Raw genomic sequence first — 20,294 nt, forward strand, 5'->3', positions numbered from 1 at the left:
GATCTCTCCGATTCAGCCGAGCACGCGGCGGGTTTGCCTGGCCGAGGCCAGCATTCGGCCGCCCCGATCCCAGATATCGATGTCGTCGACGGACCAGCCGCCACCGGTGGAGACATTGGTGGTGCGCACCAGCACCGGCTGCGGCGCGGAGTCGAGCAGATCGGTGTGCAGGTGCATCGATAACGCGACGGTGGGCACCGCGACGGGCGCGGTGAGGGTGGGGAAGAAGGCGGGCGGCAACGCGTCGGCCAGGATCGCCAACGTCGCCGCGTCGGTCGGCATTCCGGGCACTATCGCGATCCAAGCGCACATCACGGATTCGGCCGCGCCGGTCAACGGCAGTGGACCCGCCGCGGGCCGGATGTCGAAATGCGCTCCTACCGGGACGATTTCGGGCGGCAGCGCAAAGCTCTGACATTGCTCAGGTGCGACTACCTCGGGCGCGACGGCCCCGGTGTGCTCGGCGACGCCCGTCGGGATGGTGCGGCCGAAGGTGATCGACGCCGAAGCGATCACACCCGGGCCTTGAAAGGCCTGCACGTCGACCACCGCAGTGCTGCGCCCCACCGAATGCACGGTGGCCCGAAAGGTGAACGCGCCCTCGGTCGGTCGCCCGAGGAACCGCTGATCCACCGCGCGCACCGGCAACTCACCGCCGCCCGCACGCCGGGCCACCTCGATGAGCAGTGCGGCGATCACCCCGCCGTGCGGACCGGTCCAGCCGCGCCACGACTTGTCCACGTGCGCCTGCCAGACGCGGTAATCGGTCTCGACGATCGCGAACGCGTCGCTGACCGACCGCGCAGTGAGTTGCATCATGCAACGAACCATAAGCCAGTGAGTTCTATGAAGCAACCGACTATGCTGTGCGGTATGCGCAGGACGAGCTTCGAAGACATGAACTGCTCGCTGGCCCAGTGTCTGGAGGTGGTCGGCGAGTGGTGGACGCTGCTGATCGTGCGTGACGCGCTGTTCGGAGTGACCCGCTTCGACGACTTCCGCGACCGCCTCGGCATCGCCCGCAACGTGCTCACCCAACGCCTCGAGCACCTGGTCGAGCACGACATCCTGACCCGAGAGCCCTACCAGGACAACCCCGTTCGCCACGACTACCGCCTCACCCCGAAGGGTCGTTCGCTGTGGCTGGTCGTGAACGCGATGCGGCAGTGGGGCGATGAGTGGGCCGCTCCGGACGGTCCGCCGCTGGAGGTTGTGCACAAGGACTGCGGGCGCACCGCGGTGATCGAACCGGTCTGCTCGCACTGCGGTGAACACGTCACCGGTTCCGATCTGCAAGCCGTCCTCGGCCCCGGCGCCAAGACCCCGGCGCTGCTCCCGGTGCCCGTCCACTAGGTCCCGACCCGAGGTTGGCCCAGGCACTCACTCCCGACTCGCAGTAGGCCCTGGCCATCAGCAGTCGACTCATTGGTGTCGAGTTCGCCGCACACCACGACGGATGGTTAGGGTGCGTGGGTGAACGCGCGGCTGATCGACACAGTGGCATGGGTGCGAATCGAGGACGGACGCATCCTGTGCGCACGCCCACGCGGCAAGGACGTCTTCTACATCCCCGGCGGCAAACGCGAGGGCGCCGAAACCGATCTGCAAACCCTGGTCCGCGAGATCGAAGAAGAACTCACCGTCGCCCTGCTCCCCGAGACAGTCGCCCACGTCGGCACCTACGAGGCCGTGCACGCCCCCGAACAGAACCTCGTCGTGCGGATGAGCTGCTACACCGCCGACTACCACGGCACCCTCGCGGCCAGCAGCGAGATCGAGGAGATGGCGTGGTTCAGCTACGCCGATCGCGCTCAGGTCCCGCCGGTGGATCAACTGCTGTTCGACGATCTCGCGGATGCGGGCCAACTGCGTTGAGCCACAGGCACAACGCGCTACCGTCGGCGGTATGAGTTCGGTCCCGGCATGGCTGCGCGCGGCGGCCTTCGCCCTGTGGGCGCTGCCGCTGGCGGTCGGCCCGGTCCCGCCCCGGCTACGGGTGCCTCGGCGGTTGCTTGGCGAATCCGTCAATCCGCGTAGGTATTCGGCAGTGCGTGCGGTGTGGCACTCGATGGTCAGTGGCGCGCTCGCGGTGGTGACCTGGTTCTTCGTGTTCCTTGCCGTGCTCGGCGCGGTGCGTGGCGCCCTGTATCCATTGCTCACCGACAGCTACGCGAATGCCTGGGGTGGGCCGACTTTGGCCGGTGCGTGGTCGGTGCACCTGTTGATCGGTGCCGCGCTGGTGCCCGTGTGGCTGCTGGTGCTCGCCGGATTGGGCACGCTGCAGGTGAACCTCACCCGCGCCGTTCTCGGGCGCGTAGGGCCGCGCTGGCCGGTTGCGGCGGCGGTGCTGGTGTGCGCCGGGGGCGTGCTGTTGTTCGTCGCCTGGCTACACCAGGCGTGAGTTCAGCAGAGCGGGAACGTCGAGCCGACGAACTGCCCCTTCAGCAAGCACACGACGAGGAAGACGAATTCGCGTGCGTAGGTGGCCGACCCGGAGTCCTGCGCCACCGGCGCGGCCTCGGGTGCGGCGACGGCGGGTGCCGCGGCCGACAGCACCAGTGCGCCCGAAACGACCACGGCGGCAACGGTTCGCTCGATCCGCATAACCCGACTCCCTTCGAACGGTGAAACCCCGACAGCCCCGAGCTGTCGGGGCTGTCGGTTGCTCAGGTGGTGACGGCCGGACGCTGCACGCGTTCGATGAGGTGTTCCACCAAGGTCATCAGCACCGTCTTGCACGACCCACGATCACGGGCATCACACAGCAGCACCGGGGTGTTGGGGTCGAGATCGAGCGCGTCGCGCACCTCGTCGATCGTGTAGACCGGCGCCCCGTCGAAGCAGTTGACCCCGACGATGAACGGCAGCCGCCGTCGTTCGAAGAAGTCAACGGCGGCAAAGGAATTGCCGAGGCGCCGGGTGTCGGCGAGCACGACCGCGCCTAGCGCGCCGCGAGCCAGCTCGTCCCATAGAAACCAGAACCGGTCCTGTCCGGGCGTGCCGAACAGGTAGAGCACCAAGTCTCGGTCGATGGTGAGCCTGCCGAAGTCCAGTGCGACCGTGGTCGTTGTCTTCTGCTCCACGCCGGACAGATCGTCGACGCCGGTGCTGACCTCGGTGATCAGTTCCTCGGTGCGTAGGGGCGCGACCTCGCTGATCGCCGATACCATCGTCGTTTTGCCGACACCGAACCCGCCGGCGACGAGGATCTTGACCGAGGCGGCCAGGTGCGGCGTGCCGCTGGGGTCAAAGTTTTCGGATTCCATCCAGTACCGCTCGCAATATGTTGAGGTCTTCGGGCCCGGCTTCCGTCGGGACGGGAGCACGGAATATGAGTTGCCCGTCGCCGATTAGGTCGCCGACGAGGATCTTCGTCACCGCGAGCGGTAAACGCAACTGTGCCGACACTTCGGCCACCGATTGCGAAACACGGCACAGCCGAAGGATATCGGCGTATTCGGGTTCCATCCGGCGCGAGGGGCTCGCCGATTCGTCGGTGACCACCGACGTGAGCATGTCCAGTTCGGGACCGCCTCCGGTGGTCCGCCCACGCGTGACGGCGTAGGGGCGGACCAGCGGGCCTGCCGCTTCGTCGAACCAGGGCTCACGCGGGTGGGTCATGGCAGATTCGACTCACCCTGTCCGACGAGGTCGCGCCGTGGCGTGGTGGACAGGTAGTTGCCGACGCGTTGGACGGTGAGGTTCATCTCGTAGGCCACCATGCCCAGGTTCGCGGACTCGATCGCTTGCAGCGCAAGGCATGCGTTGTCACCCGCGGAGGTGACGAACAGCACGGCCCGGTCGAGTTCGATGACGGCCTGGCGTACGCCGCCGCCGTCGAATCGGTTGCCCGCGCTGCGTGCGAGTCCGTACAGCGCGGAGGACATCGCGCCGAAGTGTTCGGCGTCTTCACGGGTCATCGCGCTGGAGCGGCCGAGTAAGAGTCCGTCGGTGGACAGCACCACCGCGTGGCGCACCCCGGCCAGCCGGTCGACGAGATCGTCGAGCAGCCAATTGAGATCACCTGTGGGAGAAGAGGACACCCCTAACCTTCCTGTTCGTCCGGGACGCCGGCGGAGCGTCGGCCCTGCCTGGTCCCGTTCTCGATGGCGGACATCAGATCGCGCGCCTGTTCCGCGGACCGAGCGGGCGCCGCGGGGGCGGGCTGCTCGGGTGCGGGCTCGGCCAGTTGCGGTACCAGATTGGTTTGCCTGCTCCGGCGGGGCAGGGCGGGGCGGCCGTCACTGTCGGGGTGCGGCGCGGGTGGCAGGTGTGGGCGCGGGCTGTAGGGCGCCGGGGATTCGATGGCCAGCGTCGAGACCGAACCGGTGACCGGCTGGGCGGATTCGACGGGTTCGGCGGTCATCGGGGCGGTCAGGCGCCGACGACGGCCGGGGTCGGTCAGCTCCGAAGGTGTTGGCGCGGGGATGGATTCGTTGACGATCAGCGCGGAGGGGATGAGCACGATCGCCTTGATGCCGCCGTAGTCGGACTCCGACAGCCGCACCGTGACACCGTGGCGCACGGCGAGCTGAGCGACCACGAACAGTCCGAGCCGGGAGTCGGCCGAGAGCGCGGCGACACCGAAATCCGGTGGGGTGCGCAACATGTCGTTCAATCGGGTGAGTTCGGAGTCGGACATGCCCATGCCCTGGTCGCTGATCTCGGTGACCACACCCTTGCCGACGACGTTGCCGCTGACCTCGACTCGCGACTGCGGCGGGGAGAAGGCGGTGGCGTTGTCGACGAGTTCGGCGAGCAGGTGGATGAGGTCGGCGACGACGGTGCCGACGACGTGCACCTCCGGCAGCCGCGACACCCGAACCCGGGCGTAGTCCAGGGTTTCGCCGACCGAGCTGCGCACCAGGTCCATCAGCGGGACCGGGTTGCGCCACTGACGGCCGGGCTGGCCGCCGCCGAGGATGGTGAGATTCTCGGCGTTGCGGCGTTCGCGGGTGGCCAGGTGGTCGAGCCGGAACAGGGTGTCGAGCATGGCCGGATCTTCTTGGCGCTGTTCGGCTTCGTCGAGGATCTCGAGCTGGCGGTGCACCACGATCTGGCTGCGGTGGGCGATGTTGAGGAACACCGCTTTCACGCCTTCGCGGGTGCGGGCCTCGGCGACCGCGGCGCCGATGGCCGCGGCGTGCGCGTGCTGGAAAGCCCTTGCCACCTGGCCGATTTCGTCGTGACCGAAGTCCAGGACCGGAGTTTCGGCGGCGGGGTCGATGGTTTCGCCCTCGTTGAGCCTGCGCATGGTCTCGGGTAGTCGCTCGTCGGCGAGGGCGAAGGTCTGCTTCCGCAGGCGCTTGAGGCGGCGAATGATCCTGTTGGCCAGGACAAGTGCGATCAGAAACGCGGCGATGGAGACGACCAGGACGCCGCCACCGGCGTAGAGGGAGTTGGCGGCGGAGGTATTGGCTTTGTCCTCGGCCAGTTCCTGGGAGCGCCGGTTCTGGGAGATCCAGACATCGATCAGGGAGCGGTTCACCTCGGCGGCGGCGTTCTGCCAGTCCGTCGTCGACAGCGGCAGCGTCTGCAACGACTGCTTGGCGGTGCCGGCGGAGCTACTGCTGGAGGAGTTCGATCCACTGGAGCTGTTGGCGCTGTTCGCCGCGTTCGCCTGTGCGGCGAAATAGCGTTGGGCGAGCGCGGTTTCCATCTGCGAGAGCTGCTGCCAGGCGTTGCTTCCGGTGAGTTGCTGTAGTCGGTGATGCATGGGCCCGGAGGGGAATTCGGTGGACAGGTTCCCGATTTCGTTGTGGTAGAAGCCGACCTGGCGCAGGAACTCCTCGATCGGGATCGGGGTGGGCCCGTTGGTGGTGGCGAGCATGACGCCCAGGGCGTTGCTGCGCGCCATCGACTCGGCGACGTTGAGGAAGCGCATGCCGTCGGCGATGGCGACGCCGATCTCGGTGTCGGGGGCGGACTGTTCGGCGATTTCGGTGCCGACGGAGATGACGTCGAGGATGCGGTTGTAGAACATGTACGCGTCGGAGGGTTGCAGCTGGCCCGCGTCGGTGGCCATCCGCACCTGGGTCATCTGGCTGAGCAGGGTGTTGAACCCCGCGACGTCGTCGCCGATCTTGGAATCGTCGACCTCGCGCAGACCTGTCGACGCCTCGATCAGCCCGCGCATGGCACCGTCGAGGCGGATCCGCGCCGCGGCCAGCGCCGGGGGCGCGGTGTCGTCACCGGCGAGCTGGGCCAGGGTCAGGCGGCGTTCCTGCTGGACCGCCTCCATCAACTCCCTGGTGTGCGGGATGGCGTTCTGATTCTGAACCGCCCATTCCTTGGCCTTGGTCCCCTCGGCTACCAGATACCCCGCTGCGCCCACGCCGACTACAAGCAGAGTCAAGCTCGGAATGAGCGCGATTGCCAGAATCCGCGTACGAACCCCGAGCCTCGCTCTGAACATCGGCACAACCTAAACCACAAAACGGACCGCACGGCCGTTGTGTCCCGGTGAGTGGGACTGGAATTGACTTTGCCGCCACGACCGCGCTGAGGCCCGCCGGAGTCGGCATATTCCGCCAAAAGGGCGCGAATTGCCGCCGACGTGCCGGGCGGTGGCTTCTGAGAAGGGCATGTCCGGCGTAGATTGTGTGTACCTCGCGGTTACATGAGATCGCATCGACACACACGTAGGAGGCAACGATGCCCGCGCCGGAAGCCGCAGTCTTCGACCGTCTGAGCGCGCTGGCCGCGATCGACCGGCCCGAGGATCGCCCGCGCAAGACGATCGCCGAGACGTTCACCGGCACGACGCTGGGCAGCGTGCCCGTGGGCACCGTCGAGGATGTGGCCGCCGCGTTCGAGAAGGCGAAGGCCGCGCAGACGCGCTGGGCCGCGCGGTCGGCCGCCGATCGCGCCGCGGTGCTGGAGCGGTATCGGGCGCTGATCGTGGAGAACCGCGAGTTCCTGATGGATGTGGTGCAGGCAGAAACCGGCAAGGCGCGCTGGGCGGCGCAGGAAGAGATCATGGGCCTGATCTTCGCGGCCCGCTACTTCGCCAAGCACGCGGCGAATCTGCTTGCCCCACACAGTGTTCCGGGCGCGTTCCCGGTCCTCAACCGCACCTCGGTGCGTACCCAGCCCAAGGGTGTCGTCGGCGTGGTCGCGCCGTGGAACTACCCGATGCTGCTCTCGATCGGTGACTCGATTCCCGCGCTGATCGCGGGCAACGCGGTGGTCGTCAAGCCGGACAGTCAGACACCGTTCTCCTCGCTGGCCAACGCCGAATTGCTGTACCGCGCAGGGCTGCCGCGCGATCTCCTGGCCGTCGTGCCGGGGCCGGGCACCGTGGTCGGCACCGCCATCGTCGACAAGTGCGACTACCTGATGTTCACCGGCTCCTCCGCGACCGGGCGCACCCTCGCCGAACAGTGCGGACGCAGGCTGATCGGTTTCTCGGCCGAGCTCGGTGGCAAGAACCCGATGATCGTGGCCAAGGGCGCGAACCTGGACAAGGTCGCCAAGGCCGCGGTGCGCGCGTGCTTCTCCAACGCCGGGCAGCTGTGCATCTCGATCGAGCGGCTCTATGTCGAGCGTTCGATCGCCGCGGAGTTCACCGAGAAGTTCGTCGCCGCGGTCAATGCCGCGAAACTCGGTGCGAGCTATGACTATTCGGCCGATATCGGTTCGCTGATCTCCGAGGCGCAGCTCGAGACGGTGACCAAGCACGTCGCCGACGCCACCTCCAAGGGCGCGAAGGTGCTCGCCGGTGGCAAGGCCCGCCCGGATCTGGGTCCGCTGTTCTTCGAGCCGACGGTGCTCTCCGAGGTGACCGAGGAGATGGAGTGCGGGCGCAACGAAACCTTCGGCCCGCTGGTCTCGATCTACCCGGTCGACACCGTCGACGAGGCGATCCGGTTGGCCAACGACACCGAGTACGGGCTCAACGCCAGCGTGTGGGCGGCGAGCAAGTCCGAGGGCGAGCGCATCGCCGCGCAGCTGCACGCGGGCACGGTGTGTGTCGATGAGGGTTACGCCCCCGCGTGGGGCAGCACGGCCGCGCCGATGGGCGGCATGGGCATCTCCGGTGTCGGTCGCAGGCACGGCCCGGACGGGTTGCTGAAGTTCACCGAGCCGCAGACCGTCGTGGTCACCCGGTTCATGAATCTGGATGCGCCGCCGATGATTTCGCAGGACAAGTGGCAGCGGTTCCTGATGACGGTCACCCGCAGCCTGCGGTTCCTGCCCGGTCGGTGATACCGGCGTCCGCCGGGTGGTCGTGCGCCACCCGGCGGACGCCGCCGCCGGTTTCCCCGACGGGAGCCGTTGTCCTCCGATCCGCACATGGCCGCGGCGATTGCGGAGCGACGCCCGTGCCGTCTGGTCGTCCGGTTCGACCGTGCGGGCTCGGAGATCCGAGGGTTCTAGGTCATCCGATCGGCACCGGTGCGCGGCGGCGGCAGGGTGGCCACCTCCTCGTCGGTGAGCAGCCGCGATCGGATGAGGAAACGCACGTTCTCGGGCGCCTCCAGGGAGAAGTGGCTGCCGCGCCCGCTGACCACGTCCACGGTGATGTGGGTGTGCTTCCACACCTCGTATTGCTCGGCGCTCATCCAGAATTCGGTGTGCCAGGGCAGATAGCCCAGCAGCACGTCCGCGCTGCCGACGCGGAACTCGCGCACCGGTAAACACATCGGTGAGCTGCCGTCGCACCAGCCGCCGGAATGATGGAACAGCACCGCGCCGTGGCATTCGATCAACTGCCGCAACACGGTCCGGGCCTTCTCGGTGATGGCGACGCGGTGGGTTCGAGATTGCTGCATCAGAACAACCCCAGCTTCGTCGGTGAATAACTGACCAGCAGGTTCTTGGTCTGCTGATAGTGATCCAGCATCATCTTGTGGCTTTCCCGGCCGATGCCGGATTTCTTGTAGCCGCCGAACGCGGCGTGCGCGGGGAAGGCGTGATAGCAGTTGGTCCACACCCGGCCGGCTTTGATGGCGCGGCCCATCCGGTAGGCGGTGTTGCCGTCCCTGGTCCACACGCCCGCGCCGAGGCCGTAGAGGGTGTCGTTGGCGATGCGCACCGCTTCCTCGACGGTGTCGAACCGGGTCACCGCGACTACCGGTCCGCAGATCTCCTCCTGGAACACGCGCATGGTGTTGCTGCCCTCGAAGATGGTGGGCTGGATGTAGTAGCCGCCGGGTAGTCCCTCGACCTTGCGTGCTTCGCCGCCGGTGCGGACGCGGGCACCCTCCTGTCTGCCGATGTCGAAGTAGGACAGGATCTTCTCGTATTGGTCGTTGCTGGCTTGGGCGCCGATCATGGTGGTGTCGTCGAGCGGGTCGCCGCCGATGATCGCCTCGGTGCGGGCCACGCAGCGCGCCAGGAACTCGTCGTAGATCGAGGAGTGGATCAGCGCGCGCGACGGGCACGCGTACACCTCGCCCTGGTTGAACGCGAACATCAGGAAACCCTCGATCGCCTTGTCGAGGTAGGCGTCGTCGTCGGCGAGCACGTCGGGCAGGAAGATGTTGGGGCTCTTGCCACCCAGCTCCAGGCTGATCGGGACGATGTTCTCGCTGGCATACTGCATGATCAGGCGCCCGGTGGTGGTCTCACCGGTGAATGCGAGCTTGGCCACCCGTGCGCTGCACGCCAAGGGCTTTCCGGCTTCGACGCCGAATCCGTTGACCACGTTGAGCACTCCGGGCGGCAGCAGGTCCGCGATCAACTCGATGACCAGCAGGATCGAGACCGGTGTCTGCTCAGCGGGTTTGAGCACGATGCAGTTGCCCGCGGCCAGCGCGGGCGCGATCTTCCACGCCGCCATCAGGATCGGGAAGTTCCACGGAATGATCTGCCCGACCACGCCGAGGGGTTCGTGGAAGTGGTAAGCGACGGTGTCGCCGTCGATTTCGGCGACGCTGCCCTCCTGCGCGCGGATGGCGGCGGCGAAGTAGCGGAAGTGATCGACCGCCAAGGGCAGGTCGGCGGCCAGGGTTTCGCGGACCGGTTTGCCGTTGTCCCAGGTTTCGGCGACGGCCAGGGGTTCGACGGCGGCCTCGATGCGGTCGGCGATCTGGTGCAGGATGGCGGCGCGCTGGGCGGGCGAGGTGGCGGCCCAGCGGCCCGCGGCGGCGTGTGCGGCCTCCAGGGCCAGGTCGATGTCGGCGGCGCTGGAACGGGCTACCGTGCAGAAGGTTTCGCCGTCGACCGGCGAGGCATTGTCGAAATAGCGTCCCTCGATGGGTGCGGCCCAGTCGCCGTCGATGAAGTTGTCGTACCGGGTGGCGTAGCTGACTATGCCGGAGTCGGACCCCGGTCTGGCGTAGATCATGGCTTCGCTCCTCACAGATTTACTCTGAGAGGGCAACTATGGACGGTGAAGGTTGGTGCGAGGTTGGTGGTGTGAGCGAGCGTCAGCGAGCGAACCGAAGACACAGCGCCTAGGGCACGACGGAGCCGAGCGCTAGCGAGGCGCAGCCGTGATCTTCAACCTTCGGACCTGCGGGGTTCAGGTGCGCAGCGCGGTGTGCAAACGGGCGGCGACCACGGCGCGGCGGACGTCGTCGAGGGGCAGCAGGCGCAGGGCGTGTTCGTGCACCTCGATATCGCCGGGCGCGCGTTCACCGAAGGCCACCGCGTGTTCGGCTCTGTCGCTGGCCAGCACCGCATTGCGCACGCCCACATCGAGATACGCGCGCCACTGCACCACGCCGGGAGTATCGGAGCCGGGCAGCAGCGGGCCGCGGTAGAGCCACACCGCGGAGGTCGTGTCCCCAGCGGCGACTGCGGCCAGCAAGTCGACGGCATCGCAGGCGACCGGGCCGGTAAGCAGGTAGCGGCGGTTGGTGATCTCGCCGCCGGTGGCCCGGCGCAGGTGTGAGACATCGGCTTTGAGGGTGCTGGTGGAGACGGCGCGATCGCCGTAGACGGCGGCGTGTAGTTGCTCGGGGGTGAAGCCGTCGGGTTCGAGGGCGAGCAGGGCCAGGATCTCGAGCTGGCGTGGCGGCAGCGGGACGGGGCGGCCGTCGCGCAACAGCCGTGCGGTGCCCAGACATTCGAGTCGCACACCTGGGGTGGGCGCGGGTTGGGCGGCGCGCAGCATGGTTTCGACGGCGGTCACCAGGGCGCGCACCGAGGTCATCACCGCGGGGTGCGAGCGGTCCCAGGAGCTGGACAGGTCGAGCACGCCGACCTGTCGGCCGTCGGGGGCGTGGATCGGCGCGGAGTAGCAGACCCAGCCGTGCAGGGCGGCGACGAGATGTTCGGCGGAGAACACCGAGCAGGGGCGGTCGTCGTGCAGGGCGAGGGACAGGCCGTTGGTGCCCATGTGGGTTTCGTCCCAGCAGCCGCCGGGAGCGAAGTTCACGTCCTCGGCCTGCCTGCGCAGGGTGCGGTCGCCGCAGGACCACATGATGGTGCCCGCGTCATCGGTGACCACGGCCAGGTAGCCCGCGTCCTCGGTGATGCCGCGCAGGTCGGCGGACAGCTCGGTGATCGGGGTGCGCAGCGGTGACCGCGACCAGGTGTCGCCGATGTCGTCCAGGCCGGGCGCGACGGTGACCGCCGGGTCGACAGTGTGCAGCGAACGTTGCCAGGATTGTGCGACGTCGGTGCGCAGCAACGTCGTTCGGGCCGGAGGTGTCGCGATATTCGGAGCCGTCGCCCAGCGCTCCCACTCCTTCTCCAGTTCGGCCCGCTGCTGGGTCAGGGTGCGGAACTGTGCCACTTCGGGGAACCCCATCGTCGTGTGAGCTCACATTCGCTCTCTCATTCTGGCGTACGCACGACAGGAGCGGGAGGGTTTGGGGGCAAACCGAACGGTCCCCATGTCAGGGGTTGGGGTTGTATCGGCGTGGCGGGCTGCGGGGTCGCGCGGTCTGTTTCGACCGACGTCGCGACCCGCTGCTGCCGCGGGCCTCGAGCGCTTTCGGCTTCGTGGTCGTCGGCCGCCCGAGTGGCGAGGGGGAACTGGCGCTGTTGGCTTCTCGGGCGCGATGCCGACACCAGTTCCCATGATCAAGCGTCCAGGGCGGCACAGTAGGTGTGTTGCCTTCGAATCGGCTCCACTTAGTGGGGATTCGGCGGCGGGCTGGTTGTTCGGCGCCCGGCGGAGTGAGGGTGCGTTGCCGTTGGGAGCGGTGTGGCCGCGCTAGGCCGGTGCGCCGACCAGGTCCGGCGTGCGCGATGTGCGCGGCCACCATGATGAAAGGCTGCGGTTTCGCCCACGTGGTGTACACCGCGCCCTCGGCTCGTCTCCGCAGTTGCGCCGTTATGCTGCTGGTATGGCTACCGTTTCGCGGCGGGCCAAGGTCGCCGACGTGCACGAACTGGCCACCGGCATGCCACATGTGACGCGGGTCGACGGGCCCGCGGGCAATCCGGTGTATCAGGTCGGCGGTAAGTCGTTCGTGTTCTTTCGTACTCCGCGACCGGATGCGTTCGATGTGGATACCGGTGAGCGCTATGCCGATGTGATCGTGTTCTGGGTGCCGTCGGAGTCGGATAAGCAGGCGCTGGTGCAGGATCCAGGGCTGCCGTTCTTCACTACCGCGCATTTCGACGGTCATCCGTCGGTGTTGGTGCGCGGCAGCCGGATCGGTGAGCTCAGCCTCGGTGAGTTGTCCGAGGTGGTGCAGGACGCTTGGCTGGCTCGGGCGTCACGTAAGCGGGCGACCGACTGGTCGGCCGCGCATCCGGCCAAGTGAAGTGTGCAGTCGATGTGATGGTGCATCGACTGCACCGCAGCTCACTTGTTGATGAAAATGCCTGCGACGTCGGCGTTTTTGATGGGGGTTTCGGCGTTGCGCTGGCCGCCGCACAGGACGTCGACCGAGACCATGGTGGCGTCGACGACGGTGCCCGCGGGCTCGTGGTCGTCGTTGGTCTGCTGTTTGACGAACTTGGTGATCGTCATGCGCTTGTCGTCCTGGTTCTGCTTGACGTACTCGCTACACGGGGTGTCGCCGCCGCGATTGAGTGCGCGCTGGACGTCGGTGCACCCGGCGAGCATCAGGGCGACCGCCGCGATCGCGAGGCCGGTTCGTCCGGTCCGTGACAGCGTGGCGTTCATGTGCTCCTCCTGAATGCTTCGTCGCGCGGCTATCCGCGGCGATCGCTGTTCAGCCTAGAGCCCCCCGCGCACCCGTTGCGCCCGCCCGGCCTCCGGCGGGTCGCGGTTGGCAACAGCCGCACCCTAATCTCGGGATCTGCACTGCCTCAAGGGCCCTAAAGCGAGTGCAGATCCCGAGATTAGGGTGCGGATCCTCGAGGCCGGGCGGCGCGTTCATGATCAGGGGGAACTGGTGCTGTTGGCTTCTCGCGCGATGCCGACACCCAGTTCCTCGTGATCATGCGTCCAGTGTTCAGGAACGGAAGGTGCAGAGGGGGATGTCTACTTCGGCGGGGGTGAGGGAGCCGTGGTGGCCGATCATCATCGATTGGATGGGTTCGGCGCCGCTGCGGATGATGCCGGCCGTGCCTTGGGCGGCGACCACGATGTCGCCGATGCGGTCGGCGATGTGCGGGGCGACGGTGGGGCCGAACCAGCCGCGCTCGATCACCTCGGCGCGTGGGAGGACGGCGAAGTCGGCGCCGAGGATCTCGCGCCAGGCGGCGGTGACGTCGGTGGTGGCGCCGGGTTCGGTATAGACATGGCGCGCACGGGGTTCCCCGCCGAGTTGGCGTACCGCGTCGCGCAGTTGAGGGTGGTGGTCGAAGTCGATGCGGTCGTCGAGTTCGACCATGCCGTGGTCGGCGGTGACGAGCAGCGCGGCGCCGGGTGGCAGGCGTTCGGCGATCTCGGCGGCGATGCGGTCGACGTGGGCCAGTTCCAAGAGCCAGGCGTCCGATGCGGGTCCGCGGGCGTGTCCGGTGGTGTCGAGGTCGGCGTGGTAGGCGTAGACCAGCGAGCGGCTGCCGGTGCGGAGCGCGATGCCGATGCCGTCGATGAGGTCGCCGACGGAGAAGCTGTCGCGGAATTCGCAGCCGCGCAGCGACGCACGGGTGAGTCCGGAACCGTTCTGATAGCTCGGGGCCACCTGGGTGACGGTGATGCCGTGTGCGGCGGCGCGTTCGAATACCGTTGCGGTGGGCTGGAATTGCTCGGGAACCAGCTCATCGAGCAGGTCGACGCGGGGGCCTTCGCCGTGCGGGCGCCAGCGCAGCGTGTTGATGAGGCGGTCCTGGCCGGGCACGCGCAGCAGGTAGCCGACGATGCCGTGCTCGCCGGGTGGCACACCGACGCCGAGGGAGCTGAGGCTGGTGGCGGTTGTGCTGGGGAATCCGGCGGTGAGCGTGGCCGAGGTCAGGTCCGACAAGAACGGCGCCGCACCGGAGTTCGCCGCCAATGCGCTCGCGCCGAGCCCGTCGATGAGCAGCACACAGACCCGGTCGGCGGTGATGCCGAGTCCGAGCCGATCGGTCTCGCCGGGCACGCCGAATCCGGCGAGCAGCGAAGGGAACAGATCGGCCAGGGAACCCGTACCGTAACGGGGCGCGTTGAACACGAGGCTCAGACTCTCAAGATCGGTGCGGCGCAGGCAAGCTCATAACCTCGGCCGGGCTTTCGTCGCGCCGGTTCAGGCCTGGCCGGTTTCGAAGCGGGCGACCTTGCCGTCGCGCACGGTGAACCGCCAGCTCGTGCGCATCGAACCCCAGCGGGAATTGGTGTAGTCGGCAACGAGTTCGGTGCCGCCGTCGCCGATGGACTCGACGTTCATGTGGCCGTTGCTGCCGAAGACCTCCGAGTCGGTCCACTGGCCGACATTGCGTTCCACGCCGTCGTCGGACATGGTCGCGTCGTCGGTGAGTGCGGCGAAGAGCCGGTCCTGGTCGTTGGCGTTGAGCGCGTCGACGAATTCCTGCACCACGGGATCTAGCTCAGTCATCTGGTTACCTCTCTCGGATCAGGTGGCGGAGCATCAGCAGTCGTTCAGCAAATCTCTGGCGTCCACTCTAGGGCAGAAGGGGAACCGGTGCCGGGATGACTGTGCTGTTGCCGCGCGCCGCCTGCTGGTAGACAGGAACGGTGACTGCGCAGCGTGCATTCCGTTTCGGTGTCAACATGGTGACCCCGGACTCCAGGGCTAACTGGATCGAGAAATGCCGCAGGGCTGAGGAATTGGGTTTCGACGTGATCGGGGTGGCCGATCATCTGGGCTGCCCGGCGCCGTTCCCGTCGATGGTGGTGGCCGCGGAGGCGACCGAGCGGGTGCGGTTGAACACCTTCGTGCTCAATGCGCCGTTCTACAATGCGGTGCTGCTGGCGCGCGATATCGCGGGTGCCGATCAGCTCACCGACGGCCGGGTCGAGATCGGTCTCGGCGCGGGCTATGTGCAGGCCGAATTCGAGGCCGCCGGTATCCCTTTCGAGAGCGGCGGCAAGCGCGTCGCACATCTGGAACACACCGTCACCACTCTGCGCACCTTGTTCTCCGATCCGGAGTATCAGCCGCGTCCCGCGCAACCGTCCGGGCCGCCGCTGCTGATCGCGGGCTGGGGTAACCGGTTGCTGCGCCTGGCCGCCGAACACGCCGACATCATCGCCTTCCCTGGTGCGTCGGCCACCGAGAACGGCGGGCCGTTGCATCTGGCCGGAGTCGGTGAAGTCGGCGAGAAGGTCGACTACGTGCGCGGTCTGCTCGGCAGCCGCGCCGACAGCGTCGAGTTCAACATCCTGATCCAGCGCGTGGTGCCACCGGAAGAACGCACCGCCGTACTCGAACTGTTCGGCCCCGCCCTACCCGACGACGTCGCCGACAATCCCGAAGACCTGCCGACCCTGCTGATCGGCACCCCCGAAGAGATCGCCGACCGCGTCCGCGCGCACCGCGATCGCTACGGCTTCAGCTATATCACCGTGCTCGAGCACAGCATGGAGCAGTTCGCGCCAGTGATCGAGTTGCTGCGCTGAGATCGGGCCTGTCGCCCTCGCCGACTCGGAGACCGGTGCGACACAAAGGTTCTGGTGACTCAGGGTAGTAGGACCTTGAGAGCCGCGATGCCCACCCCCGACGCAGTCATGGCGGCGCCGCCGCCCACCAGGATTGCGTTCGGGACTTCGGTACCGGATAGCCCGGCGACGATTCCCGCTACCAGGCCGATGATGATGGCGCACAGCGCCACCACCGTCAGACCGACCAAAGTCGACGTCTTCGGTTGAGCCATTTCATCGCTCTCTACTTCAGGGAGCATCCGAGTGCACCCCGCTCTTGTCACCGCTGCAGTCCGCCACCGGAAGGTTCCGGCGAGAAACCTACCGCCCCGATTTGACAGATCCTAAGTGGATGAGCTACATCACCGTGCTCGAGCAGCGCGCCCTGGTGATCGCGCTACCGCTCCGAGGTCGTGCTGCCGAGTCATGGCGCGCACCTTCTGATTTCGCGCGGGCCGAATCGTCGACGATTTCGTGGGCGAGAGATCGACAGCCGTGCGGTGGCGGCTGCGGGCCGCGTCAGGTTGTCAGGGCAGCGGGTCGATGATGACGCGGGGGTCGAGTTGGCGCAGCTTCTTCGGGCGGGCGGTGAGGCAGGGCCAGTCGCGGGCGATGGCTTCGTGGGTGGCGTGGCCGGCGGGTAGTAGTGCCTCGGCATTCGCGCTGCCTGCGAGGGCGGTGCCGAGGCGTTCGGCGGCGGCGCGGTCGAAGACCGGGACGATGGTGTGCGGTAGTTCGAGCAGTGCGGCGAGGATGTCGAGGCGGTCGGCGGCGATGTGGGCGCGCGCGACGCCGAGGACGGTGGCGGGGACGACGATGGTGTTGCCCGCGTTGACGGTGGCCCAGACCACGGCTTGGGCGTAGTTGGCTTGGTTGGCGAACCCGACGACGGCGGCGGTGTCGAATACGACACCGCCCAGTGCCGCGGTGATCACGCGGCGCCGGCGTGTGGGCCGCCTGCCTCTTCCTCGGATAACGGGGGTAGGCCCTGCGCGGCGCGGGCGCGGTTGATCAGGTCCAGCGGCGGGCGGCCGCCGAGGACTTGTTCGAGCTTGGCCAGCGACTGCGCGCGGTTGATCCGCGATTGGACGGCCTCGGAGACGAAGGCCGAGACCGATTCGATGCGTCCGCCCGCCCGCCAGGCTTCCAGGGTCGCGAGGAGTTCGTCGGGCAGCGTGACGGTGACTTTCCGTGTTTTCTGCTCCCGAGACGCCATACAAAGACTGTATCGCGGCTGAGTTTCGCCAGCGAGGGGTGCGCTAGGCGGGTTTGCGCCAGAGCAGGTTCCCGGCGGGATTGCACACGCCCCGTGCAGTACGGGCAGGAGCAGATCCCGGATCGAAAGATGAGCCAATATGTGTGACTTGCGTCACATTACGCTGCGCGTTTTGTCGGTACCCGATGGCATGGTGTTCGGTATGCCTCTCGCCGAATCCACCGTTTCTGCCGATGTCATCCGAGTCCTCGGAGCCGGCGAGCACAACCTGCGCAATGTGTCGCTGGAGATCCCCAAGAACAAGATCACGGTGTTCACCGGTGTGTCCGGTTCCGGCAAGTCCTCGATCGTGTTCGACACGATCGCGGTGGAGTCGCAACGTCAGCTCTACGCGACGTTTCCGGCGTTCATCCTGAACTTCCTGCCGCGCTATGAACGCCCGCATGCCGAGGCGATGGAGAATCTGACCGCGCCGGTGATCATCGATCAGCAGCCGGTCGGCGGCGGGCCGCGTTCGACGGTCGGGACGATGACCGACATCTTCTCGATGGTGCGGGCGATGTTCGCCCGATTCGGTTCGCCCTCGGCCGGTTTCGTCTACAACTACTCGTTCAACGTGCCCCAGGGCATGTGCCCGGATTGTGACGGACTGGGTATCACGGTGCGCGCGGATCCGGATCGGCTGCTCGATCGGACCAAGTCGCTCAACGAGGGCGCGATCCTGTTGCCCGGGTACGGCGTCGGCGGCGAGTGGCAGTTGTACGGCAACTCGGGACGATTCGATCCGGACAAGAAACTCACCGAGTACACGGCCGAGGAGTTCCAGGATCTGTTGTACGGCACCGGCGGCAAGGTCGAGTTGACCTTCGCCAAGGGCACGTGGAAGGCCAACTACGAGGGCATCGCGACCAAGTTCACCCGCACCCGGCTGCAGCGCGACACCTCCACGTTGAGTGAGAAGACGCGCGAGCAGATGCGCCAGTTCCTGACCGAAGGGATCTGTCCGACCTGTCATGGTGCGCGGCTCAACGCGGCGGCGCTGGCCACGAAGATCAACGACCGCAATATCGCCGGCTGGGCCGGGTTGCAGATCACCGATCTGATGGTGGTGCTCGAGGAGATCACCGATCCGGCCGCGGCGGGGCTGGCGGCCGCGATCCGGACCTCGCTGCAGCGGGTGGCCGATATCGGGCTGGGGTACCTGAGCCTGGATCGGCCGACCTCGACGCTGTCCGGTGGTGAGGGGCAGCGGTTGAAGATGATCAAACATCTGTCGAGCACGTTGATCGGGATGACCTACATCTTCGACGAACCCAGCGTCGGGCTGCATCCGCGGGATGTGGGGCGGTTGAACGATCTGCTGAAGGCGTTGCGGGACAAGGGCAATACGGTACTGGTGGTCGAGCACGATCCCGATGTCATCCAGATCGCCGACCATATCGTCGATGTCGGGCCGCGCGCGGGACTGCACGGCGGGCAGGTGGTGTTCGAGGGCAGCTTCGCGGAGTTGCGTGCCGCCGACACTCCGACCGGGGCCGGGCTGCGCCGTCCGTTCACGGTGAAGGACACCTTCCGGGCGGGCACGGGTGAGTTGCTGATCGAGCATGCGAGCGTGCACAACCTCAAGGATGTGAGCGTCGGGATTCCTACCGGTGTGCTGACTTCGATCACCGGGGTGGCGGGTTCGGGTAAGAGCAGTCTGATCCGGGATGTGTTCGTGGTCGAGCATCCCGAGGCGATCTTCGTCGACCAGTCGGCCATTGCCGCGTCCTCGCGTTCGACGCCGGCAACGTATCTGGGGTTGATGGATCCGATCCGCAAACTGTTCGCCAAGGCCACCGGGGAGTCGCCGGGGCTGTTCAGTTTCAACTCCGCCGGTGCGTGCAAGCAGTGCGAGGGTCGCGGGGTGATCATCACCGAGATCGCCTACATGGATCCGGTGACCACCCACTGCGATGCCTGCGACGGTCGCCGCTTCTCCGATGACGTGCTCGCATTGACCTTGCGGGAGAAGTCGATCGCCGATGTGCTGGAGATGACTGCGGAGGAGGCGCTGGTGTTCTTCCCGGAGAAGGCATTGAATGCCAAGTTGCGCACCATGAATGAGGTCGGATTGGACTACCTGAGCCTGGGGCAGGCGATGAGCACGTTGTCCGGTGGTGAGCGTCAGCGGATCAAACTCGCCACCCAGCTGGGCAATACCGGTTCGGTCTATGTGCTCGACGAGCCGACGACCGGGTTGCACATGTCCGACGTGGATACCCTGCTCGCTTTGTTGGACGGGTTGGTCGAACGCGGCAACACGGTGATCGTCATCGAACACAACCTCGACGTCGTCGCCCACTCCGACTGGGTGATCGACCTGGGTCCCGACGGCGGCAAGGCAGGCGGCGAGATCGTCTTCACCGGAACTCCTGCGGCGCTGCTCGATGACCCGATCTCGTTGACCGGTCAGTACCTACGTAAGTACAAGGCGGCGTAGCGCAATGTTCCGGGTGGCCGCCGCCTCGGTAGACGAGTACTTCGCCTTCGATCCCGCCCGCGAGGTGGATCTGCGGCGAACCGACGAGTTGATCCGAGCGGCGGCCCCCACCCTGACGCGCTGGTTCGTCCCCGGAACCGCGGACGGCAAGCCAGGGATGGCGATGACCGTGATCGGCTACGGCACTTTCGAATACGCGGTGCGCTTCGTCAGTACGGCCGACCTGAAAACGGCAGGGTTTGCCGCGATGTTCGCAGACCTGGAGCGCGGGCTCAGGTCGGCGACCGTACGGGCGCGCTACGGCCGCGGTACCACTACGGTCGCGGTGCACGGCCTCCCGTCGCCGCGCTGATCGGTTCGACACCCGGCCCGGCAGCGCCGATCCGGGTGATCGAGTGGCACATGGTGGCGGCAAACGTCGAGAGGGTCCCGCCGTGGTGTGCCACTGAATTGGCGTTCATCGTCCACCTGCTGGCCGGCCGAGCGTGGGCTCAGCCGCGGCACTCGAGCGATGGCACCGTGGGTGCGTGGTGGCGACGTGTTCGCGCAGCTTACACTCTGGCGCGGTCCGGCAGGTGCGTGGCGCGGCGCTAGGACAACCAATCTCGCACTGCCCCAATGGAGTTGGTTTGCCTGTTCGGCGTTGAACGGATGTCGCCCGGGCCGCACCGCCGCGTCGGGGCTCTTCGTCGGCGGGAGGGTCG

The 20,294-nt window shown here is 67.1% G+C and carries 23 protein-coding genes; 8 read left to right on the plus strand and 15 right to left on the minus strand.

Annotated elements, in window-relative coordinates; genetic code table 11:
• Positions 1-12: 12 nt before the first annotated feature.
• The gene (locus ACQPW1_RS25520; protein WP_433654024.1) at positions 13-819 is read right to left on the minus strand and encodes an acyl-CoA thioesterase; all 807 of its coding nucleotides are present in this window, start codon (positions 817-819) and stop codon (positions 13-15) included.
• Positions 820-873: 54 nt separating this feature from the next.
• Here ACQPW1_RS25520 and ACQPW1_RS25525 point away from each other — a divergent pair, with 54 nt between their 5' ends.
• The 3 genes from ACQPW1_RS25525 (at position 874) to ACQPW1_RS25535 (ending at position 2,401) form a co-directional block, all read left to right on the plus strand.
• Complete coding sequence (locus tag ACQPW1_RS25525) at positions 874-1,353, plus strand: winged helix-turn-helix transcriptional regulator (RefSeq protein WP_433654026.1); 480 nt, start codon at positions 874-876, stop codon at positions 1,351-1,353.
• A gap of 120 nt (positions 1,354-1,473) precedes the next feature.
• On the plus strand, positions 1,474-1,875 hold the full coding sequence (locus ACQPW1_RS25530) for an NUDIX hydrolase (RefSeq protein ID WP_433654027.1): 402 nt from the start codon (positions 1,474-1,476) through the stop codon (positions 1,873-1,875).
• A gap of 31 nt (positions 1,876-1,906) precedes the next feature.
• Positions 1,907-2,401, plus strand: coding sequence for a hypothetical protein (locus tag ACQPW1_RS25535; protein WP_433654028.1), 495 nt, complete (start codon positions 1,907-1,909; stop codon positions 2,399-2,401).
• 2 nt (positions 2,402-2,403) lie between these two features.
• On the opposite strand, the gene ACQPW1_RS25540 is transcribed toward ACQPW1_RS25535, so the two are convergent.
• From ACQPW1_RS25540 to ACQPW1_RS25560, 5 genes are all read right to left on the minus strand, one after another.
• On the minus strand, positions 2,404-2,604 hold the full coding sequence (locus ACQPW1_RS25540; RefSeq protein WP_433654029.1) for a hypothetical protein: 201 nt from the start codon (positions 2,602-2,604) through the stop codon (positions 2,404-2,406).
• A 62-nt stretch (positions 2,605-2,666) separates the two neighbouring features.
• On the minus strand, positions 2,667-3,266 hold the full coding sequence (locus ACQPW1_RS25545) for a GTP-binding protein (RefSeq protein WP_433654030.1): 600 nt from the start codon (positions 3,264-3,266) through the stop codon (positions 2,667-2,669).
• Entirely contained in the window at positions 3,247-3,621 is a 375-nt protein-coding gene (locus tag ACQPW1_RS25550; protein ID WP_433654031.1) for a DUF742 domain-containing protein, read from the minus strand. The genes ACQPW1_RS25545 and ACQPW1_RS25550 overlap by 20 nt, the downstream gene beginning before the upstream one ends.
• The gene (locus ACQPW1_RS25555) at positions 3,618-4,043 is read right to left on the minus strand and encodes a roadblock/LC7 domain-containing protein (protein ID WP_379291384.1); all 426 of its coding nucleotides are present in this window, start codon (positions 4,041-4,043) and stop codon (positions 3,618-3,620) included. Before ACQPW1_RS25555 ends, ACQPW1_RS25550 begins: the two co-directional genes overlap by 4 nt.
• A 2-nt stretch (positions 4,044-4,045) precedes the next feature.
• A complete protein-coding gene (locus ACQPW1_RS25560) occupies positions 4,046-6,415 on the minus strand; it encodes a sensor histidine kinase (protein ID WP_433654033.1) in 2,370 nt (789 codons plus the stop codon).
• Positions 6,416-6,654: 239 nt separating this feature from the next.
• Between ACQPW1_RS25560 and ACQPW1_RS25565 the strand changes: the two genes are divergently transcribed.
• Positions 6,655-8,208, plus strand: coding sequence for a succinic semialdehyde dehydrogenase (locus ACQPW1_RS25565; protein WP_433654034.1), 1,554 nt, complete (start codon positions 6,655-6,657; stop codon positions 8,206-8,208).
• A gap of 167 nt (positions 8,209-8,375) precedes the next feature.
• On the opposite strand, the gene ACQPW1_RS25570 is transcribed toward ACQPW1_RS25565, so the two are convergent.
• The 3 genes from ACQPW1_RS25570 to ACQPW1_RS25580 all read right to left on the minus strand — a co-directional run bounded on the left by ACQPW1_RS25570 (position 8,376) and on the right by ACQPW1_RS25580 (position 11,686).
• The gene (locus tag ACQPW1_RS25570; protein ID WP_433654035.1) at positions 8,376-8,774 is read right to left on the minus strand and encodes a DUF779 domain-containing protein; all 399 of its coding nucleotides are present in this window, start codon (positions 8,772-8,774) and stop codon (positions 8,376-8,378) included.
• On the minus strand, positions 8,774-10,291 hold the full coding sequence (gene exaC, locus ACQPW1_RS25575) for an acetaldehyde dehydrogenase ExaC (RefSeq protein ID WP_433654036.1): 1,518 nt from the start codon (positions 10,289-10,291) through the stop codon (positions 8,774-8,776). Before exaC ends, ACQPW1_RS25570 begins: the two co-directional genes overlap by 1 nt.
• A 177-nt stretch (positions 10,292-10,468) precedes the next feature.
• Complete coding sequence (locus ACQPW1_RS25580) at positions 10,469-11,686, minus strand: transcriptional regulator (RefSeq protein ID WP_433654038.1); 1,218 nt, start codon at positions 11,684-11,686, stop codon at positions 10,469-10,471.
• A 556-nt stretch (positions 11,687-12,242) separates the two neighbouring features.
• Here ACQPW1_RS25580 and ACQPW1_RS25585 point away from each other — a divergent pair.
• Entirely contained in the window at positions 12,243-12,665 is a 423-nt protein-coding gene (locus ACQPW1_RS25585; protein ID WP_433654039.1) for an MmcQ/YjbR family DNA-binding protein, read from the plus strand.
• 41 nt (positions 12,666-12,706) lie between these two features.
• Here ACQPW1_RS25585 and ACQPW1_RS25590 read toward each other — a convergent pair whose 3' ends face one another.
• The 3 genes from ACQPW1_RS25590 to ACQPW1_RS25600 form a co-directional block, all read right to left on the minus strand.
• Positions 12,707-13,030, minus strand: coding sequence for a hypothetical protein (locus ACQPW1_RS25590; protein ID WP_357388822.1), 324 nt, complete (start codon positions 13,028-13,030; stop codon positions 12,707-12,709).
• Positions 13,031-13,322: 292 nt separating this feature from the next.
• Positions 13,323-14,465: an alkaline phosphatase family protein gene (locus ACQPW1_RS25595; RefSeq protein WP_433654041.1), complete on the minus strand. Its 1,143-nt coding sequence runs from the start codon at positions 14,463-14,465 to the stop codon at positions 13,323-13,325.
• Positions 14,466-14,537: 72 nt separating this feature from the next.
• The gene (locus ACQPW1_RS25600) at positions 14,538-14,846 is read right to left on the minus strand and encodes a nuclear transport factor 2 family protein (RefSeq protein ID WP_433654043.1); all 309 of its coding nucleotides are present in this window, start codon (positions 14,844-14,846) and stop codon (positions 14,538-14,540) included.
• A gap of 140 nt (positions 14,847-14,986) precedes the next feature.
• Here ACQPW1_RS25600 and ACQPW1_RS25605 point away from each other — a divergent pair, with 140 nt between their 5' ends.
• Entirely contained in the window at positions 14,987-15,871 is an 885-nt protein-coding gene (locus ACQPW1_RS25605) for an LLM class F420-dependent oxidoreductase (protein ID WP_433654044.1), read from the plus strand.
• Between the two features lie 59 nt (positions 15,872-15,930).
• Here ACQPW1_RS25605 and ACQPW1_RS25610 read toward each other — a convergent pair whose 3' ends face one another.
• The 3 genes from ACQPW1_RS25610 to ACQPW1_RS25620 all read right to left on the minus strand — a co-directional run bounded on the left by ACQPW1_RS25610 (position 15,931) and on the right by ACQPW1_RS25620 (position 17,108).
• On the minus strand, positions 15,931-16,125 hold the full coding sequence (locus tag ACQPW1_RS25610; RefSeq protein ID WP_433654046.1) for a hypothetical protein: 195 nt from the start codon (positions 16,123-16,125) through the stop codon (positions 15,931-15,933).
• A gap of 294 nt (positions 16,126-16,419) precedes the next feature.
• Complete coding sequence (locus ACQPW1_RS25615; RefSeq protein ID WP_433654047.1) at positions 16,420-16,827, minus strand: hypothetical protein; 408 nt, start codon at positions 16,825-16,827, stop codon at positions 16,420-16,422.
• Positions 16,824-17,108, minus strand: coding sequence for a ribbon-helix-helix domain-containing protein (locus ACQPW1_RS25620; protein WP_433654048.1), 285 nt, complete (start codon positions 17,106-17,108; stop codon positions 16,824-16,826). The genes ACQPW1_RS25615 and ACQPW1_RS25620 overlap by 4 nt, the downstream gene beginning before the upstream one ends.
• 172 nt (positions 17,109-17,280) lie before the next feature.
• Between ACQPW1_RS25620 and ACQPW1_RS25625 the strand changes: the two genes are divergently transcribed.
• A complete protein-coding gene (locus ACQPW1_RS25625; RefSeq protein ID WP_433654050.1) occupies positions 17,281-19,590 on the plus strand; it encodes an ATP-binding cassette domain-containing protein in 2,310 nt (769 codons plus the stop codon).
• 4 nt (positions 19,591-19,594) lie between these two features.
• The gene (locus ACQPW1_RS25630; RefSeq protein ID WP_433654051.1) at positions 19,595-19,942 is read left to right on the plus strand and encodes a hypothetical protein; all 348 of its coding nucleotides are present in this window, start codon (positions 19,595-19,597) and stop codon (positions 19,940-19,942) included.
• Positions 19,943-20,294: the final 352 nt, after the last annotated feature.

Origin of the sequence: Nocardia sp. CA-128927 (genome assembly GCF_050955855.1) — a bacterium.
Lineage (GTDB): Bacteria > Actinomycetota > Actinomycetes > Mycobacteriales > Mycobacteriaceae > Nocardia.

What these genes read in the sequence shown, in the direction of transcription:
- ACQPW1_RS25630 (WP_433654051.1), top strand. Translation starts at nt 19,595, where the DNA reads ATGTTCCGGGTGGCCGCCGCCTCGGTAGACGAGTACTTCGCCTTCGAT.
- ACQPW1_RS25565 (WP_433654034.1), top strand. Translation starts at nt 6,655, where the DNA reads ATGCCCGCGCCGGAAGCCGCAGTCTTCGACCGTCTGAGCGCGCTGGCC.
- exaC (WP_433654036.1), bottom strand. Translation starts at nt 10,291, where the DNA reads ATGATCTACGCCAGACCGGGGTCCGACTCCGGCATAGTCAGCTACGCC.
- ACQPW1_RS25520 (WP_433654024.1), bottom strand. Translation starts at nt 819, where the DNA reads ATGATGCAACTCACTGCGCGGTCGGTCAGCGACGCGTTCGCGATCGTC.
- ACQPW1_RS25585 (WP_433654039.1), top strand. Translation starts at nt 12,243, where the DNA reads ATGGCTACCGTTTCGCGGCGGGCCAAGGTCGCCGACGTGCACGAACTG.
- ACQPW1_RS25550 (WP_433654031.1), bottom strand. Translation starts at nt 3,621, where the DNA reads ATGACCCACCCGCGTGAGCCCTGGTTCGACGAAGCGGCAGGCCCGCTG.
- ACQPW1_RS25560 (WP_433654033.1), bottom strand. Translation starts at nt 6,415, where the DNA reads ATGTTCAGAGCGAGGCTCGGGGTTCGTACGCGGATTCTGGCAATCGCG.
- ACQPW1_RS25540 (WP_433654029.1), bottom strand. Translation starts at nt 2,604, where the DNA reads ATGCGGATCGAGCGAACCGTTGCCGCCGTGGTCGTTTCGGGCGCACTG.
- ACQPW1_RS25600 (WP_433654043.1), bottom strand. Translation starts at nt 14,846, where the DNA reads ATGACTGAGCTAGATCCCGTGGTGCAGGAATTCGTCGACGCGCTCAAC.
- ACQPW1_RS25535 (WP_433654028.1), top strand. Translation starts at nt 1,907, where the DNA reads ATGAGTTCGGTCCCGGCATGGCTGCGCGCGGCGGCCTTCGCCCTGTGG.
- ACQPW1_RS25545 (WP_433654030.1), bottom strand. Translation starts at nt 3,266, where the DNA reads ATGGAATCCGAAAACTTTGACCCCAGCGGCACGCCGCACCTGGCCGCC.
- ACQPW1_RS25590 (WP_357388822.1), bottom strand. Translation starts at nt 13,030, where the DNA reads ATGAACGCCACGCTGTCACGGACCGGACGAACCGGCCTCGCGATCGCG.
- ACQPW1_RS25620 (WP_433654048.1), bottom strand. Translation starts at nt 17,108, where the DNA reads ATGGCGTCTCGGGAGCAGAAAACACGGAAAGTCACCGTCACGCTGCCC.
- ACQPW1_RS25610 (WP_433654046.1), bottom strand. Translation starts at nt 16,125, where the DNA reads ATGGCTCAACCGAAGACGTCGACTTTGGTCGGTCTGACGGTGGTGGCG.
- ACQPW1_RS25570 (WP_433654035.1), bottom strand. Translation starts at nt 8,774, where the DNA reads ATGCAGCAATCTCGAACCCACCGCGTCGCCATCACCGAGAAGGCCCGG.
- ACQPW1_RS25525 (WP_433654026.1), top strand. Translation starts at nt 874, where the DNA reads ATGCGCAGGACGAGCTTCGAAGACATGAACTGCTCGCTGGCCCAGTGT.